Origin of the sequence: Oryzibacillus soli (assembly GCF_051594765.1) — a bacterium.
Taxonomy (GTDB): domain Bacteria; phylum Bacillota; class Bacilli; order Paenibacillales; family NBRC-103111; genus Paenibacillus_AR.
This window is the reverse complement of the sequence record NZ_JBPPGJ010000007.1, coordinates 207,567-223,746: the sequence shown is the minus strand read 5'-3', so window position 1 is coordinate 223,746 and position 16,180 is coordinate 207,567. Positions and strand designations below refer to the sequence as shown.

12 protein-coding genes are annotated in these 16,180 nt (G+C 59.0%); all 12 read right to left on the bottom strand.

Translation table 11 applies throughout. The features are described from left to right. Positions 1 to 81: 81 nt before the first annotated feature. The 12 genes from murA to rsmH all read right to left on the bottom strand — a co-directional run bounded on the left by murA (position 82) and on the right by rsmH (position 16,047). Positions 82 to 1,395 carry a UDP-N-acetylglucosamine 1-carboxyvinyltransferase gene (gene murA, locus ACSEXW_RS11670; protein ID WP_438446317.1) on the bottom strand — a complete coding sequence of 438 codons (1,314 nt, stop codon included), beginning with the start codon at positions 1,393 to 1,395 and terminating at the stop codon, positions 82 to 84. Between the two features lie 55 nt (positions 1,396 to 1,450). Continuing rightward, the gene (gene murB, locus ACSEXW_RS11665) at positions 1,451 to 2,356 is read right to left on the bottom strand and encodes a UDP-N-acetylmuramate dehydrogenase (RefSeq protein ID WP_438446316.1); all 906 of its coding nucleotides are present in this window, start codon (positions 2,354 to 2,356) and stop codon (positions 1,451 to 1,453) included. A 173-nt stretch (positions 2,357 to 2,529) separates the two neighbouring features. Next, on the bottom strand, positions 2,530 to 3,609 hold the full coding sequence (murG, locus tag ACSEXW_RS11660) for an undecaprenyldiphospho-muramoylpentapeptide beta-N-acetylglucosaminyltransferase (RefSeq protein ID WP_438446315.1): 1,080 nt from the start codon (positions 3,607 to 3,609) through the stop codon (positions 2,530 to 2,532). A gap of 8 nt (positions 3,610 to 3,617) precedes the next feature. After that, positions 3,618 to 4,715 carry a stage V sporulation protein E gene (spoVE, locus tag ACSEXW_RS11655; protein WP_438446314.1) on the bottom strand — a complete coding sequence of 366 codons (1,098 nt, stop codon included), beginning with the start codon at positions 4,713 to 4,715 and terminating at the stop codon, positions 3,618 to 3,620. Between the two features lie 55 nt (positions 4,716 to 4,770). Beyond that, on the bottom strand, positions 4,771 to 6,198 hold the full coding sequence (murD, locus tag ACSEXW_RS11650) for a UDP-N-acetylmuramoyl-L-alanine--D-glutamate ligase (protein ID WP_438446313.1): 1,428 nt from the start codon (positions 6,196 to 6,198) through the stop codon (positions 4,771 to 4,773). Between the two features lie 3 nt (positions 6,199 to 6,201). Continuing rightward, positions 6,202 to 7,164 (bottom strand): phospho-N-acetylmuramoyl-pentapeptide-transferase, encoded by a 963-nt coding sequence (gene mraY, locus ACSEXW_RS11645; protein WP_438446391.1) that lies wholly within the window; start codon positions 7,162 to 7,164, stop codon positions 6,202 to 6,204. A gap of 94 nt (positions 7,165 to 7,258) precedes the next feature. After that, entirely contained in the window at positions 7,259 to 8,647 is a 1,389-nt protein-coding gene (locus ACSEXW_RS11640) for a UDP-N-acetylmuramoyl-tripeptide--D-alanyl-D-alanine ligase (protein ID WP_438446312.1), read from the bottom strand. Continuing rightward, the gene (locus tag ACSEXW_RS11635) at positions 8,647 to 10,134 is read right to left on the bottom strand and encodes a UDP-N-acetylmuramoyl-L-alanyl-D-glutamate--2,6-diaminopimelate ligase (RefSeq protein ID WP_438446311.1); all 1,488 of its coding nucleotides are present in this window, start codon (positions 10,132 to 10,134) and stop codon (positions 8,647 to 8,649) included. Before ACSEXW_RS11635 ends, ACSEXW_RS11640 begins: the two co-directional genes overlap by 1 nt. A gap of 52 nt (positions 10,135 to 10,186) precedes the next feature. Next, positions 10,187 to 12,115 carry a stage V sporulation protein D gene (locus ACSEXW_RS11630; protein ID WP_438446310.1) on the bottom strand — a complete coding sequence of 643 codons (1,929 nt, stop codon included), beginning with the start codon at positions 12,113 to 12,115 and terminating at the stop codon, positions 10,187 to 10,189. Positions 12,116 to 12,228: 113 nt separating this feature from the next. After that, positions 12,229 to 14,625: a penicillin-binding transpeptidase domain-containing protein gene (locus ACSEXW_RS11625; RefSeq protein WP_438446309.1), complete on the bottom strand. Its 2,397-nt coding sequence runs from the start codon at positions 14,623 to 14,625 to the stop codon at positions 12,229 to 12,231. A 34-nt stretch (positions 14,626 to 14,659) separates the two neighbouring features. After that, positions 14,660 to 15,073: a cell division protein FtsL gene (gene ftsL / locus ACSEXW_RS11620; RefSeq protein ID WP_438446308.1), complete on the bottom strand. Its 414-nt coding sequence runs from the start codon at positions 15,071 to 15,073 to the stop codon at positions 14,660 to 14,662. Further along, positions 15,073 to 16,047 (bottom strand): 16S rRNA (cytosine(1402)-N(4))-methyltransferase RsmH, encoded by a 975-nt coding sequence (gene rsmH / locus ACSEXW_RS11615; RefSeq protein WP_438446307.1) that lies wholly within the window; start codon positions 16,045 to 16,047, stop codon positions 15,073 to 15,075. Before rsmH ends, ftsL begins: the two co-directional genes overlap by 1 nt. Positions 16,048 to 16,180: the final 133 nt, after the last annotated feature.

Genomic DNA, 16,180 nt, shown 5'->3' with positions numbered 1-16,180 from the left:
GGTCTCCTAACGCACTGCATCCCTCCCCGCCGGGCGGGAAGGGATACGGGCCTCTCGGAAGACTCTTCTGGTTGGATGGCCTTATGCCTCCGATACGAGCTTGTCGGCTGCTCCGCCGCCCCAGACGGGAGCGTTGGCAGCGGTATCGATCCGGCTGATATTGGCGCCTAAGCGGCCGAGCATTTCTTCTATTCTATCATATCCGCGGTCAATGTGATGAATCTGCTCCACGACCGTAATGCCGCGCGCAGCCAAGCCCGCAAGCACGAGAGCGGCCCCTGCCCGGAGATCGGTCGCTTCCACGGTGGCGCCATACAGGCGCGGAACGCCGCGGATATAGGCATTGGTCTGGTCGACACGGATGTCTGCGCCCATGCGGGCCAGTTCATCCACATGCTTGAAGCGTCCTTCGAAGATCGTTTCTTTGATGATGCTGAGTCCGTCTGCCAAAGAGAGTAGAACCATGATTTGGGATTGCAGGTCCGTAGGAAATGCCGGATGGGGGGATGTGACGATCCGTTCCACAGCCTTCGGTCTGGTGTGGCAGCTTACGTTCATTATATCACCGTCGATGGTGATTTGAACACCGGCGCGTCGTAGTGCGTGTATGGCGGATGTGAGATGGGAGGGGTTCGTATTTTCCAAGGTGACGCTGCCCCGTGTTACGGCGGCGGCGATCATGATCGTTCCGGTTACGATCCGGTCGGGAATCACGCTGTAGGTGACGGGTTGAAGCCTCTTGACGCCTTTTACGGTGATGGTATCCGTTCCGGCTCCGTATATCTCCGCCCCCATGGCATTCAGGAAGTTCTGGAGATCCTGGATCTCGGGCTCACGGGCCGCGTTGTGGATCATGGTGATGCCATCGGCCCTGGCCGCCGCCATCATGATGTTCTCCGTTGCGCCGACGCTGGGGAAGTCGAGCACGATGTCGTTGCCGATAAGCCCGCCGGAGCGGCATACGATTTGATTCCCCTGCTCCTGGACTTCGGCCCCGAGAGCCTCCAGCCCCAGAAGATGAAGATTGATCTTGCGTTCCCCGATGGCGCAGCCGCCCGGCTGGTAGACATGGACCTCGCCGAACCGGGCCAGGAGCGGCCCCATCAGGAAGATGGAGGAGCGCATCTGACGCATCAGATGCTCCGGGATGTGCGCCGAATGCATCGGAGCCGTATCGATGGTTACAGTACCGTCTACAAGCTCCGCTTGGCATCCGAGTGACCTTAAAATGTTCAGCATGACATGAATATCGAGCAAATCCGGCACATTCTGAATCCGGTGCGTTCCTTCGGCCATGATGCACGCCGCCAAGATCGGCAGTGCGGCGTTTTTGGCTCCCTGGATCCGGATCGTTCCCGATAGAGGCCTGCCGCCTTCGATGACCAACTTCTCCAAAGTTCCACCTCCTGAAAGCTTGCCGTGCAAGCCCCGGGACCGGGTCCTGCAGCGGTTAGCGCTCCCCGACCGTCATCACTTCCGGCACCAGCTCCACACCGAAGCGGTCCTTCACGGAAGATTGGATATGAGCGATCAGATCAAGCACATCTTGAGCCTTCGCTTGCCCGGTATTGATGATGAAATTGGCGTGCAGGCCGGAAACCTCCGCTCCCCCGATGCGCTTGCCCTTCAAGCCCGCTTCCTCAATCAGCTTGGCGGCAAATTGCCCCGGCGGATTGCGGAAGGTGCTTCCGGCGCAAGGCAGCTGCAGGGGCTGCGTCCGCAGCCTGCGGTCCTTGTATGCTGCCATGGCGGCTGCGATTTCTTTGCGGTCGCCATACGTCAGCTCGAACACCGCTTCCATCACGATTCCGGGAGTGTGGTGCAGCACGGAATGGCGGTAGGCATATTCCAGATCGCCCTTCTCCATGATGACCCTCTCACCCGAACCGAGCAACACTTCAGCCTGCTTAATAATGCGTGACACATCTGACCCGTGTGCCCCGGCGTTCATGTAGACGGCGCCACCCACGCTGCCCGGAATGCCTGAAGCGAACTCCAGTCCCGTCAGTCCTTCCTTGCCGGCCAGAACCGACAGCTTGATGAAGGAATGGCCGGCTCCGGCATGGATGACGGGACCTTCGAACCGGACCTTCTCGAAGGCCGGCCCCAGCCGAATGACGGCCCCCCTCCATCCCTTGTCGGTTACGAGCAGATTCGAGCCCCTACCCAGAAGGAGCCAGGGAGTGCCGGACTCGTTCAGAATCCGGACGGTCTCCGACAGCTTCTCCTTCGAGGACGGCACGATCATCACATCGGCCGGACCTCCGATCTTCCATGTCGTATAGGGAGCCATGGACTCATTCAGCAGCAATTCCCCCACATCTGCCGCCTTCAGCTCGTTCACCAACTTCTGCATGGGTAGCAAACCTCCTTCACAGAACGCACCGGTTCGCAAGAAGCATTCGGAAATTCTCCGGATTTCTGGAGATTTCTCCGTTTTTCTCGCTTCTGCCGGGTGTCTGTCACGGTTATAGTGTATTTTATGTAAAAGACCCGAGAGTGTGACAAATGCCCATTCATTGCTTCAAACTAAGTCCGTCCGGTTCCGGCCGCTTCCCGGATCAGCGCCACAATGCGGTCCACCGCATCCCGTCCCGCCGGCTCCGAACCCATCTTCTCGGCATAGCGGTCCCGCTGCGAGTAGAGAGTAGCGACGCGTTCCGCCAGAACCGACGCGTTCAGCTCCTCCTCCTCCACCACCTCGGCGAAGCCCCGGGCCGCAAAGGAGCGCGCATTCAAAATCTGGTCACCCCGGCTGGCCTGGCGGCTGAGCGGGATGAGGAGCATAGGCTTGCGGAGCGCCAAAAATTCGAAGATGGAGGTCGCACCCGCCCGGGACACCACCACATCCGCCAACGCCAATAGATCCGGCAGCCCGGCGGAGACATATTCGAACTGCCGGTAGCCCCGGGTCCCCTCCAATGCGGGGTCCAGATTATTCTTCCCGCAGATATGGATGATCTGGAACTGGGCCAGAAGCTCCGGCAGAGCTTGCCGGACCGCCAGGTTGATGGCCTTGGCCCCCAGGCTTCCTCCCATCACCAGCAGAACCGGCCGGGAGCGGACGAAGTCCAGCTCCAGCCGGGCTTTGTCCGCACGACCGTGGAACAGCTCGGGACGGACAGGGACGCCGGTGCACAGGGCTTTGTCGCCCTTGATATGCCGCGCCGTTTCCGGGAACGTCACGCAGACCCTGCGGGCCATGGGAGCGGACAGCTTGTTGGCCAGCCCCGGGGTGATGTCGGACTCATGGACGATGACCGGAATCCCCTTCAGCTTGGCGGCGGCTACGACGGGAACGGACACGAAGCCCCCCTTGGAGAAGACCACGTCCGGCTTCACCTTGGAGAGCACCCGATAGGCGTCCCAGACCCCTTTGGCTACCTTGAAGGGATCCTTCAGATTCTTCAGATCGAAATAACGGCGGAGCTTGCCGGACGAGATGGCATGGAAGCGCACGCCTGTTTCGGCGATGATGCCCTTCTCGATGCCGTCGGCGGAGCCGATATAATCCACGTCCCAGCCGGACGAGCGAAGTTCCCCAATAAGAGCAAGGTTCGGCGTCACATGACCCGCCGAACCGCCTCCGGTGAATACGATTTTGGACATATGAGGATTCACCTCGAATAACGGGATATGTTGAGCAGGATGCCGATGGACGCCAGCATCAGCGTCAGCGAGGAGCCGCCGTAGCTGATCAGGGGCAGAGTGATCCCCGTGACCGGGAACATGCCGATGACGACACCGATGTTGATAATGACCTGGACCGCGATCATGCCCGTAATGCCGGTGGCCAGCAGACTGCTGAACGAATCAGGCGCCATGATGGCGGTGCGCATGCCTCTCCAGATCAGGAGGGCGAACAGCACCAGCACCAAGCCTCCCCCGATGAAGCCCAGCTCCTCGCTGATGATGGCGAAGATGAAGTCCGTCTGCGGCTCGGGCAAATAGCTGTACTTCTGGCGGCTGGCTCCGAGTCCCATACCCACCAGACCGCCTGGGCCGATGGCATACAGGGATTGGATGATCTGGTAGCCGGTTCCTAGCGGATCCGACCACGGATCCAGAAAGCCGGTGATCCGCTTCAGCCGGTACGGTGCAGCGGCGATCATCCCGACCAAGCCCGCCACCCCGATCATGCCGAGTCCGGCCAGATGGGCCGTTCTTGCGCCTGCGGCGTAGATGATCAGGAGCGATGCTCCGCACAGAACCGCTCCGGTACCCAGGTCGGGCTGCAGCATGATCAGGCCGAAGGCCAGGCCCATAACCCCGAGCGGCGGAAGCAGCCCCTTGGTGAAATGGGTGATCTTGCCTTGATCCTCCGACAGCATCTTCGACAGAAACAGGATCATGCACATCTTCATGAACTCCGAAGGCTGAATGCCGAAGGAGCTGATGCCGAGCCAGCTTCTCGCCCCGCCGCGGACCACCCCGATGCCGGGAATGAGCACCAGCACCAGCAGAGTGAACCCGATGATAAGCGCGATCTTCGCGAATTTCTTCCAGACGGAATATTCGACGTTCATCACGGCGGTCATGGTGAGAATGCCCAGTACGGCGAACAGCAGCTGACGCTTCAAATAATAGTACCAGTCTCCGAAATCATGATAGGAGAGCACCGCGCTGGCGCTGTAGACCATAATCACACCGATGGTCAGGAGCGAAAGCGTGCAGATCAGCAGGATCAGATCCGGAGAAGATCGAGTTTTACCCATGCCCGTCACCTCTTCAAGCATTCGTTAGAGGGACAAGCGGGGCTTGTTCCCTCTCTTAAAGGTTATGCACGGACTCTTTAAACATGCTACCCCGGACCTCATAGGATGCAAACATGTCCCAACTGGCACAGGCCGGCGATAACAGCACCACGTCTCCCGCTTCAGCAAAAGCATGGGCCGCTTCCACGGCCTCCGCAACGGCTGCTGCAGGATTGTTAGCAGTATCGACGGTTTTGACTAAGCTCAATCCGGCCTCCTCCGCCACCCGGGCGATTTTTTGCCGCGTTTCGCCCAGGGCGACCACAGCCTTGACCCGCTCCCGGAAGTAAGGAAGCAGGTCCGTGTATTCCATTCCCCGGTCCAAACCGCCTGCCACCAGGACAATAGGCTGCTCGAAGGCCTCCAGCGCCTTGATGGTGGCCGCCGGATTCGTTGCCTTGGAATTGTTGTAATAAACCACGCCGTCCTTCTCCCGCACATACTCGAGACGATGCTCGACGCCGCGGAACTCCCGCAGCGCCCGGGCCACCGCTTCGACGGAAGCGCCGGCCGAGAGGGCAGCCGCCACGGCAGCAAGGGCGTTCTCCACGTTGAACTCGCCCGGAATGCCGAGCTCCTCCGTCGGAAGGACCGCCACCGGCCCGCGCCCTTCTTGCTTCCATACGATATGACGCTTCTCCACCGTGGAACCATCCGCTGCGGCGGCAGGCAGAAGCGACAGATAGACTCCCGACTCCAGCTCCTCCTTCATGGAAAAGGGAACCACTTTCGCATGCAGGGAGGGAATGAGTGAACGGCAATAGGCGTCGTCCCAATTCAGCACGGCAATATCGCCGGCCTCTTGGCTGGCGAACAGCTTGGCTTTGGAACCGGCATAATCCTCCATGGTCCCATGGTAGTCCAGGTGGGTCTCATACACGTTCAGCAAACAGGCGACGCGCGGACGGAAGTCCGTGGTGCCCTTCAATTGGAAGCTGGACAGCTCCACCACAAGCCAGTTGTCTGCGTCTGCCTCCATGGCGGCATCGCAGAGCGCCCGGCCGATGTTCCCGGCCACGATGGGCTTCATGCCCGCCTGCTCCAGCATACGGCCGATCCATGTGGTGGTGGTGGTCTTGCCGTTGGAGCCCGTAATGCCGATCATCGGAGCCTGGGAGATATGCGATGCCACCTCCACCTCCGTCACGATCTCGATGCCGAAGGAAGCCGCTCGAGCCACCGGCTCCGCCTTGTAGGGGATGCCGGGGTTCTTGACGACCAGCGCCACCTCTTCATGGATGAGCTCCGGCGGATGTCCGCCGCAAACAACAGAAATACCCAGAGCCTCCAATTCGTCGGCCTCAGGGCATTCTTCACGCTTCTTTTGATCATTGACGGTAACCGCCGCACCGCATTCCTGGAACAGCTTCGCCACGGCCACGCCGCTTCGTGCGAGCCCCAAAATCACAACCTGCTTATCCTTGTACCAGTTTGGAGCCCTCATTCGTTAGAACACCTCGTTAATATATAGTCCGAGACCGGCCAACAGCAGTCCGACAGCCCAGAAGGTGATGACGACCCGCCACTCGGACCAACCGGACAATTCGAAATGATGATGGATCGGGCTCATCTTAAAGACGCGTTTTCCTCTCGTCTTGAAGGAGGCCACCTGAATCACGACGGACAACAGCTCGAAGACGAATACGCCGCCTATGATCAGGATCAATAGCTCCGCCTTGGTCAGAATGGCTACGGCCGCCAGACCGCCGCCGATGCCCAAGGAGCCCGTATCTCCCATGAATACCTTGGCGGGATGGGCATTGAACACCAGGAAGCCCAGAACGGCGCCTACCATGGCAGCCGCCAGTATGGCGGATTCCGGATCATGCACCTTCATGGCGATGATGATATAAGCCCCGAATGCCACCGCGCTGGTCCCGGAGAGTAATCCGTCCAGCCCGTCGGTGAAATTCACCGCGTTGGACATGCCCAGCATCATGATGATCACGAAGGGATAATACAGCCAGCCCAGCGGAATCGACCAATCCGTCAGCGGAACGGACAGATCCGTGGAATGTCCGATATCATACAAGAGATAGCAGACGACGCCCGAGACCAGCAGCTGCCCCAGCAGCTTCTGCTTGGCATTCAGGCCCAGCGAGCGCTTGAATACGATCTTGATGTAGTCATCCAGGAAGCCGACCAGCCCGTAGCCTAATGTAGCCACCAGGAGAATGACCAGCTCCGTGTTCTTGTCTGCGAAGCGCAGGGTGGCTACCGCCAACGCCAGCAAAATGATCACGCCGCCCATGGTGGGGGTGCCTGCTTTTTTCTGATGGCCCTGCGGGCCTTCCTTGCGGATCTGCTGGCCGAACTTCATTCTCCGAAGCACGGGAATGAGCAGCGGTCCCGCCAACAGGGCGAAAAGAAACGCCACGCCCATCGGGAATAAAATTTCCTTGATATCGATCACAACCTTAGCCCCCTGCGAGGATCAGCGTCTTCCGGACGCAAGTCCGGACCAACGCGACCCCAATCTCAATCCGTCCGATTCGCTTGCCCGTTCATACACCCGTCAGAATATCCACGAGCTCATCCAAGCCCATCATCCGGGAGCCCTTGACCAAGATCGCATCCCGCTCCCGCGCTTCCGCCGCAACGGCATCGATGAGCTCCGCCTTCTCGTGGAACCAGCGGACTCTCCCCGAAGGCAGCCCTTTACTGGCTTCAGACGCAATATGCTTGGCTAAGGTTCCGTAAGCGAATACTTTGTAGATCTCGGGCGCGGTCAGCATCGCTCCGATCTCCTTGTGGTACCGGACCTCATCCGGCCCCAGGTCCACCATGTCGCCCAGGACGACGATCTTCCGCTGATAGCCGGGAAGATCCTTCAAGAGCTCGATCGCCGCCTTCATAGAGGTGGGACTCGCGCTCATGGCATCGTTCAAGATGACGGCCCCGAACCGGGTCCTCATCGGTGTCAGCCGGGCGTAGCACCGGTCGAGCCGTCGGAAGCCGTCGGACGCGTCCTGATCCAGGACGCCCAGATACTTGGAAGCGGCAAGGGCCGCCATAGCATTCATAATGTTATGAAGTCCCAATAATGGAATCTTATAATACGTCATCATAGGAAGATTGGTCTTGAACGAGGTGCCCTCGGGCTCATTCATGATGGCGATCGGATGCATGTCGAGGTGTCCCTCGGAGCCGAACCGGTACGTTAACAGCCCTTCGGGATGCACGGCTTCGGCCAGCGCCTCTTCCAATAGGGGCTCCTCGCCGTTATAGATCAGAAGACCTCCCGGTATCAAGCCCTCCAGCACCTTCACAGCCTCTTGGGCAATCTCCCGTCGCGTTGCCAGAAACTGCAGGTTCGCTTCCCCCACGTTGGTGATGACCCCAATCTCAGGTGCCAAGAGACGGCTCTGCTCCCCGATGCCGGTCTCCCCGTTCCATGGAAGCTCGAATACGGCCATCTGCGTCTCTTCATCCATCTCCAGGATCGAATACGCCAAATCCACCATCGGGCTGCGGGTATCCGCCCCGTATTGGTGGACCTTGTAGGTGGAGGTCAACAGCGTGGCCAGCATATCCTTGGTCGTCGTCTTTCCGTCGCTTCCTGCGACAACCACCGTCCGCACCGGCAGCTCCTTGCGGTATGCCCGCGCAAGCTCCACTACGGCTGCGGCCAAGTCGTCCACGCGCACCGCCGGAATATGACCGGGATAAGGGGACGGATGCCCGTTCTGCCAGAGCATGGCGGCCGCCCCCTTGCGGATCGCCTCCTCGGCGGCATAATGGCCGTCTCCGCCCTCCGTTACCCGCGGAATATACAAACAGCCGGTTCTTACATTCTTCAGGTCGCAGGCCACCCCGCGGACCTCCACTTCGCCGAACAGCTCCGGCACACTGCCGCCCGACATCCGGGCGATCTCATCCAGCTTCCGATTCATCACTCGTTCCGACTCCTTAGCGCGATTCTTGCTTCTTCCCGGTCATCAAAATGAAGCGTGGCGCCCTTCACCAATTGATAGGTCTCATGGCCTTTTCCCGCAATCAATACTACATCCTTGGGGCTTGCCATTTCAATAGCCTTTTGGATGGCGGTCCGCCGGTCCGCAATCATCGCATACCGTTCGCGGGTCAAGCCCGCATCGGTCACGCCGGGCTCGATATCGGACAGGATGGCTTCCGGATCCTCCGAACGCGGATTATCCGAGGTGATGAAGACGTAGTCGCTGTACAGCGCGGCAATACGGCCCATCTTCGGACGCTTGGTCCGGTCCCGGTCCCCCCCGCAGCCGAACACGGTGATGACCCGTCCTTCGGCCACCTCTTTGACGGCGGCAAGCGCATTCTCCAAGCCATCCGGCGTGTGGGCATAGTCGACCAGCACCAGGAAATCCTGACCTTCGTCCACCGTTTCCATCCGCCCTTCTACAGGAGGCATGGCTTCCAAGCTTTCTTTGACCTGCTCTAAGGATACACCCTCCAAAAGGGCTACTGCAACGGCCCCCAGAGCATTGTAGACATTAAATTTGCCCACGAGCTTCAAATGCACGTCGGTTTCGCCCGCATACGCAGTCAATCGGAACCGGGTACCCTTGGCGGTGATCCGGATATCGGCCGCGCGGACGTCCGCGTCATTCTCGATGCCGTAGGTTAAGGTTTCCACAGCCGATTGCTTCGCGTAATAGACGCTGGCCGGATCATCCGCGTTCAACAAGGCGTAGCTTCTCTCCTCCGGCGAAGACGCAATGCCGTTGCCCAGCCGGGAGAAGAACAGCCCCTTGGCGGCCCGGTATTCCTCCATGGTCTTATGGTAATCCAGATGATCCTGGGTCAGATTCGTGAACAAGGCGGAACGGAACCGTGTGGACTTAACGCGCCCCAGATCCAGCGCATGGCTGGACACTTCCATGATGCAATACTGCGTGCCGACATCGGCCATCCGGCGGAAGTTACGCTGAAGATCCAGTGCCTCCTGGGTCGTATTCTCGGTCGGGAATATCTCGTCGCCGATCCGCATGCGGACCGTTCCCATGAGCCCGGTGCGGAAGCCGCAGTCGTTCAGGATTTTCTCCAACATATAGGTGGTGGTCGTCTTCCCGTTGGTGCCCGTCACTCCGATAACCTTCATGTCATGGCTCGGATACCCGTAGAAGTGATTGGCGATGACCGACATGGCGAAGCGGGCGTCCTTCACTACCAGCATCGGCACATCCAGCGGCAGACGCTCCTCTACCACCAGCGCCACAGCCCCCTGCTCCACGGCTTTGTCCGCGAACCGGTGACCGTCCACCTTGAAGCCCCTTACGCAGATGAACAAATCCCCAGGCCCTGCCTGGCGCGAATCCGATTGAATTCCCGTAATCTCCACATTTCCATCACCGATGATGGCAGAAACGGCGAACAGACCGGCAAGCTCTTTCAGGTTCATGCTGCATCCTCTCCTTATTCCCCTAGTATAGACAAAAGATACATGGATTTTCCTACTTATCCGTTTGTTTATCGCTTAGATAGATCCGGACCGTGGAGCCCTGTGGGACCCGGGTGCCCGGAGCCGGGAGCTGGCTTGCCACGTACGACCCCGTTCCCGCTTTGGCCAGCACCAGATCGGACCGCACATCCTCGTAGATATCCTGAATGCTCATGCCCACCATGTCCGGCACTTCCACATCGGGGATATCGGGATACTTGTATTCCTTCTGGATCTGATCCTTGCGGGGCTCCACCTTCATATACCGCAGCGAATCGGCCATGATGTTCTTGACGATAGGCGCAGCGATCAACCCGCCGAATTGTATGCCCTTTGGGTTGTCGACGGCAATGTAGACCACAATCTTCGGATCGTCCGCCGGCGCGAAGCCGACGAAGGAAACAATATGCTCGCTGGAGGAGTAACGCCCGTTGACGACCTTCTGGGCCGTACCGGTCTTGCCTCCTACCCGGTAGCCGTCGACGAAGGCATTCCGCCCGGTTCCGAGCGCCACGACCTTCTCCAGGGATTCACGCACCTGCTTGGAGGTCTCAGGCGTGATGACCTGACGGATCAGTTCAGGCTCCGTGGTATCCACCATCTCGCCCGTTACCGGATGATACCATCCCTTGGTGACATGAGGCTTGAAAAGCTTGCCGCCGTTAACGGCGGCGGATACCGCTGCAATCTGCTGGATCGGAGTGACCGAGACGCCTTGACCGAAGGCTGTGGTCGCCAGCTCCACCGGCCCTACCCGCTCCGGCTTGAACATAATGCCGTTTTCTTCGCCGTTCAAGTCAATTCCGGTTTTTTTGCCGAAGCCGAACTTCGAGATGTATTCGAACAATTTGTCCTTGCCCAAGTTCTGGCCCATCACCACAAACCCCGGGTTGCAGGAGTTCTCCACCACCTGCTGGAATGTCTCGGAGCCATGTCCGCCCCGCTTCCAGCACCGCAGACGCGCACCGGCCACCTCGATGGCCCCCGGATCATGGAACGCCGCATTCAGATCCACCTTGCCCTCCTGCAGAGCGGCGGCCAGCGTGATGATCTTGAAGGTGGAGCCTGGCTCATAGGTCATCCAGATGGGAAGATTCCGGTTGTAGACTTCAGAGGGGTACTCCCGGAATTGTCCCGGATCATAGGTCGGCCGGCTGGCCATGGCGAGAATCTCCCCGCTGTTGGGATCCATGGCGATTCCGATGATCCGGTCCGGCTGATGCTGAACCATGGCCTGGTCCATTTCCCGCTCCATCACGGATTGTATATAGTGGTCGAGTGTCAGCTGCAAATTCAGTCCGTCTTGGGGCGCTTGATATTGGTCGGTCGAGCCCGGCATTGTGCCGCCTCTGGCGGTGGAGAGAAAGCTGACGCCTCCGCGGATACCCTTCAACAGATTGTTGTAGGACGCCTCCACGCCGGTCAAGCCTTGGTTGTCGATGCCGGTAAAACCAAGGATATGGGAGGCCAAGCTGCCGAAAGGATAATAGCGCTTGCTGTCCTCCGCCACCCGGATCCCCGGCAGGTTCAGCTTCTTGATCTCCTCCGCCTTCTCGGCGGTTATCTTCCGCCCGCCCGGCTGTACCCGCTCGATCAGCGACTTCTTCGTAATATCCTGAAGGATGCCCTCTGCGGGTACTCCCAGAATTTGCGCCAGCTGCCGGGACGTATCCTCCGGATTCTTCACCTGGGCGGGTATGGCCATGACCGTAGGGGTGGATACGTTATAGGTCAGCTTCACCCCGTTGCGGTCCCAGACCTCCCCGCGCTTGGGCTCGAAGGGGACGGTTCTCCGCCAGTTGTCCTCCGCTTTCTCGGCCAGTCCCGGCCCCATCCACAACTGCACGTACGCCAACCGCAGCAGGAGGGCTGCGAACAGCACCGTCCCTCCCAGCATGGCGTACCAAATACGGCGACGTATGGTAACATTGGAAACCCGCACGAGCGCTCTCCCCTTAGCTTCATAGTCAGAATCATTCTTATCCATGACTATTCGGGACAAACAGGGGTTAGAACAAGCTCCTGCGGGATCGTTCAGGACGTATGGCTATAACGTTAAGGCTTTTTGGACGGGCTGGGTTGAGCCTTCGTCGGACTTGGCGTCGGCGAAGCAGTCGGCGGCTTGCTGGGCGAAGCGGACGCCTTCTTCGGTGTCGGACTGGCGGCGGCGGGCGGCTTGGCCGTATTCTTCACGTCCTTGGCGGCGGATGCCGCCTGCTCCAGCACCTTCTCCGCCTCCTCGGCCGGCTTCAGGATCAGCGCCAGCTCCCGGGAAGCTTCATCTCCCGACAGAACCTGGCTGACCACATATCCTTCTCCGTCCGTCTTGCACTTGATGCCCAGCAGATCGCAGATCTCCAGGGCATCCCGGAGGGATTTGCCGGCCAGATTCGGTACATTGGCCGTTTCCTCCTCTTGGGTCATCAAGTACACCCGCTGCGACTCGGACACCCGGGTGCCCGGCCCCGGAATCTGCTTCAACACGTCCGTTCCATTGCCGATGACCTCGGCCTTCAGCCCCTTCTGAGAGAGGGTGGTTTTGGCGGCGGATACCGCCAGCCCCGTCACCTCCGGCACATCCGGCGCTTGATCGAAGCGGGATTTCTGGGCGGCCGTCGCCATGGAATGGACGCCCATATAGCTTAAGGTCTGGGAGACGATCTCCTTGAAGGCGGGCGCCACCACCTCGCCCCCTTTATGGTAATCCCCTCCCAGATCAGGCACATCGGCGATGAGCACGACGACGATCTTCGGATCCTCTACCGGCGCGAAGCCGGCAAAAGAGATCAGCCACTGGTTCGAGGAGTAGCCCTTCTCACCGGGCAAGACGATGTTGGCCGTACCTGTTTTTCCCGCCGCCCGGTAACCCTCGATAAAGGCTCTGCGTCCGGTTCCCATCTCTTGATTGGCGATAACCTGCTCCAAAGCCAGAGACGCCTGCTTGGCGGTTTCCTCGGAGATGACCTGTCGGATCACCTCCGGCTTGCCGGTCTGAATGGTCTCGTTCGTATCCGCGTCGGCGATCTCCTTGACGATGTATGGCTTCATCAGCTTGCCGCCGTTGGCAATCACGCCGTAGGACGACAGCTGCTGGATCGCGGTGACCGTCAAGCCTTGACCGTAAGTGGAGGTGCCGAACTCGGAAGCGTATTTCATCTGAACGACGCCGCCCAGCTCACCCGGCAGGTCGACGCCGGTTTTCTCGCCGAAGCCGAAGTCCTTGATGTACTGCCTGAGCTTCTCCTGCCCCAGCTTTTCCACCCCGAGCTTGACGAACGCCACGTTACTGGAACGAAGCAGCCCTTCCATATAGGAGATGCGGCCCCAGCCGACGACGTTGTGGTCGTGCAGTGTGGCGTCGCCTACCCGGATGCTGCCGGACTGGTACGTATCATTCGGATTGAATAGCTTCTCCTGCATGGATCCCGCCAGTGTGACGACCTTGAAGGTGGACCCTGGCTCGTAGGTATATGAGATGGCATTATTCCGGAATACGGAGATGTCCTTCGAATCCCAATAACGGTTCGGATTATAATCCGGCATGTTGGCCATGGCCAAAATTTCCATGGTCTTGGGGTCGGCTGCGATGGCGGTTACGCCGCGCGGCTTCCATTTGTCATACACTTTGCGGATTGCGTTCTCGACATAATATTGGATCTGCTGGTCGAGAGTCAATGTGACATTCTTGCCATTGACGGGGGCCGTATAGGAGAGCTTGCCATTGGGAATCTCCACTCCCTTCAGATCCCGCTCCCGTTCCAGCTTGCCGGAGGTACCCTTCAGAAGCTCGTCCAAGGAGGATTCCAGACCGTAACCGCTGGGCTTGCCCCACTTATCCACAAAACCCAGGACATGGGACGCCAGCCGGTTGTACGGATAATAACGCTTCTCCGTCTCATACAGCGTGATGCCGACCTGCCTCGTATCCAGCTTGGTTTTGGTTCCATCCTGCTCATTCTTCAGCACGATCTTTGCCTTCAATTCCTTGATCAGCTCGTCGATCTGGGCTTTGGCCTCGGCGTCGATCTTATACCCTTCGGTCTGGACCTCCACCTCGATCAGATATTCATCGGAGTCCTTCTTCTTCCGGGTAGCCATCTCGTAGAACTTGTTCTCCAGCCTGGATACCTCCGCCGCATCTCCCGGAGCAGCCAGGATAGCCGCCAGGCCTTTGGCCGCGTCCCGCTCCAGCCCCTTGGCGTGGAGCTGCACCGGACTGAGCTTCACGATGAAAGCCGTTCCATCCTCCGCCAGCACTTTGCCATTACGGTCGGATATGATCCCCCGCTTGGCCGGAACCGTCTCCGACTCCTGCCAATTCTGCTCCGCCCGCTCCATGAGCCAAGTCTTCTCCGCCACCTGCACCCAATAGATCCGAACAATCAGTCCAAGAAAAAAAAGGGTAAAAAACAGGCCGGCGGCCAGCGTCCGGCTTCGCACTTTCTTCTCCATGTTTTCACCCTGCTTCAAGCATATGTAGTTGGTCTTACGGCTTCAACGCCACGCCGATGTTTCCGCCCTTGGCTCCCGCAGGCACCCACACGGAATCCTTGTCCTTCGTATCGTTCAAGCCGTTCTTCGACATCTCAGTGCGAAGACGCTCCGGATCGGACATCTTGGAGATCTTCTCCTTCAGGGCGCTGTTCTCCGACTCCAGCTTGGTGATCTGTTTCTCCACCTCGTGAATCCGGGTGTTGATCTGATAGATCTGGGCATACCGCCAAACGATGGTGCCGGCTACCACCACACACAGGAGCACCGTGAAGAGATACAGAAGCTTCTCCTGCACCGGAAGACGGCTTGCCTTGTAGACGACCTTGCGGGTCTCCTTGATTTTAACACGCGGGGCGTGGGCTTGTCTCTCCTCCACCGCCAAATTTCCATGTACATAGGACGCCACTATCTTTCATCTCCTTCTATGGGCAGTTTCTCGGCAATTCTCAATTTGGACGATCGAGCCCGTTGATTGCTCTCCAGCTCTTCCTCTCCCGGCACGATGGGCTTACGGTTCACCAGCCGGAGGAGGGACTTCTTCTTGCATACACACATCGGAAAATCAGGCGGACATGTACACGTCTCCACATATTTGGCAAAGGTCATCTTGCAGATCCGGTCCTCCAAGGAATGGAAGGTGATGACCGAGATCCGGCCGCCGGGCTTCGCACAGCGGATGGCTTGCTCAAGAGCATCCTCGAACACGCCCAGCTCGTCGTTCACTGCGATTCGGATGGCTTGGAAGCTCTTCTTCGCCGGATGGCCGCCCGATCTTCTGGCCGCAGCGGGAATCCCTTCCTTCACCAGCTCGGCAAGCTGGCCCGTCGTTTCAATGGGAGTCTTCTCCCGTGTCTTCGCGATGACGGCGGCGATTCTGCGGGCGAATTTCTCTTCGCCGTATTCGAAGAGGATCTTGGCGATCTCCGCTTCGTCCCATTCATTTACGATTTCTCTTGCCGTCAGCATTCCGGCCTGATCCATCCGCATGTCGAGCGGGGCATCCTGGTGGTAGCTGAAGCCCCGCTCAGCTTCATCCAGCTGCGGGGATGACACTCCAAGATCGAAGAGAATGCCGTCCACCTGGGGAATCCCCTCCGGATTCACCGGAACCCCTTGCTCGCGGAGCACCCGCTCCAGATAGCGGAAGTTGGTCTTCACAAGCGTAACTTTATCTCCATAGGGAGCCAAACGATCCTTGGCAGCAGCCAGCGCCACATCATCTTGATCCAATCCGATCAAACGGCCTTCCGGTCCCAGCCGGGATGCGATCCGTTCACTGTGTCCGGCTCCGCCCAAGGTGCAGTCTACATAGATTCCATCCGGCTTAATGTCCAGACCCTCGACCGCTTCTTCTTTTAAAACCGTCACGTGATGAAACACCGGCTTGCATCCTCCCTTAACGATCATGGTCTTGCTCGAGCCATTCCGCCTCCGGCTCCCTCAGGGCGCACGTGCGTTGGCCGGCATGCCGGGAACGGAAGCCGCCGGGTCTTCTGCCCGCTCTGTTCTTCCG

Bases quoted from the DNA above. Each gene is read 5' to 3' on its own strand.
- murB (WP_438446316.1), bottom strand. From the start codon at position 2,356: ATGCAGAAGTTGGTGAACGAGCTGAAGGCGGCAGATGTGGGGGAATTG.
- murG (WP_438446315.1), bottom strand. From the start codon at position 3,609: ATGTCCAAAATCGTATTCACCGGAGGCGGTTCGGCGGGTCATGTGACG.
- spoVE (WP_438446314.1), bottom strand. From the start codon at position 4,715: ATGGGTAAAACTCGATCTTCTCCGGATCTGATCCTGCTGATCTGCACG.
- murD (WP_438446313.1), bottom strand. From the start codon at position 6,198: ATGAGGGCTCCAAACTGGTACAAGGATAAGCAGGTTGTGATTTTGGGG.
- ACSEXW_RS11640 (WP_438446312.1), bottom strand. From the start codon at position 8,647: ATGAATCGGAAGCTGGATGAGATCGCCCGGATGTCGGGCGGCAGTGTG.
- ACSEXW_RS11635 (WP_438446311.1), bottom strand. From the start codon at position 10,134: ATGAACCTGAAAGAGCTTGCCGGTCTGTTCGCCGTTTCTGCCATCATC.
- ACSEXW_RS11625 (WP_438446309.1), bottom strand. From the start codon at position 14,625: ATGGAGAAGAAAGTGCGAAGCCGGACGCTGGCCGCCGGCCTGTTTTTT.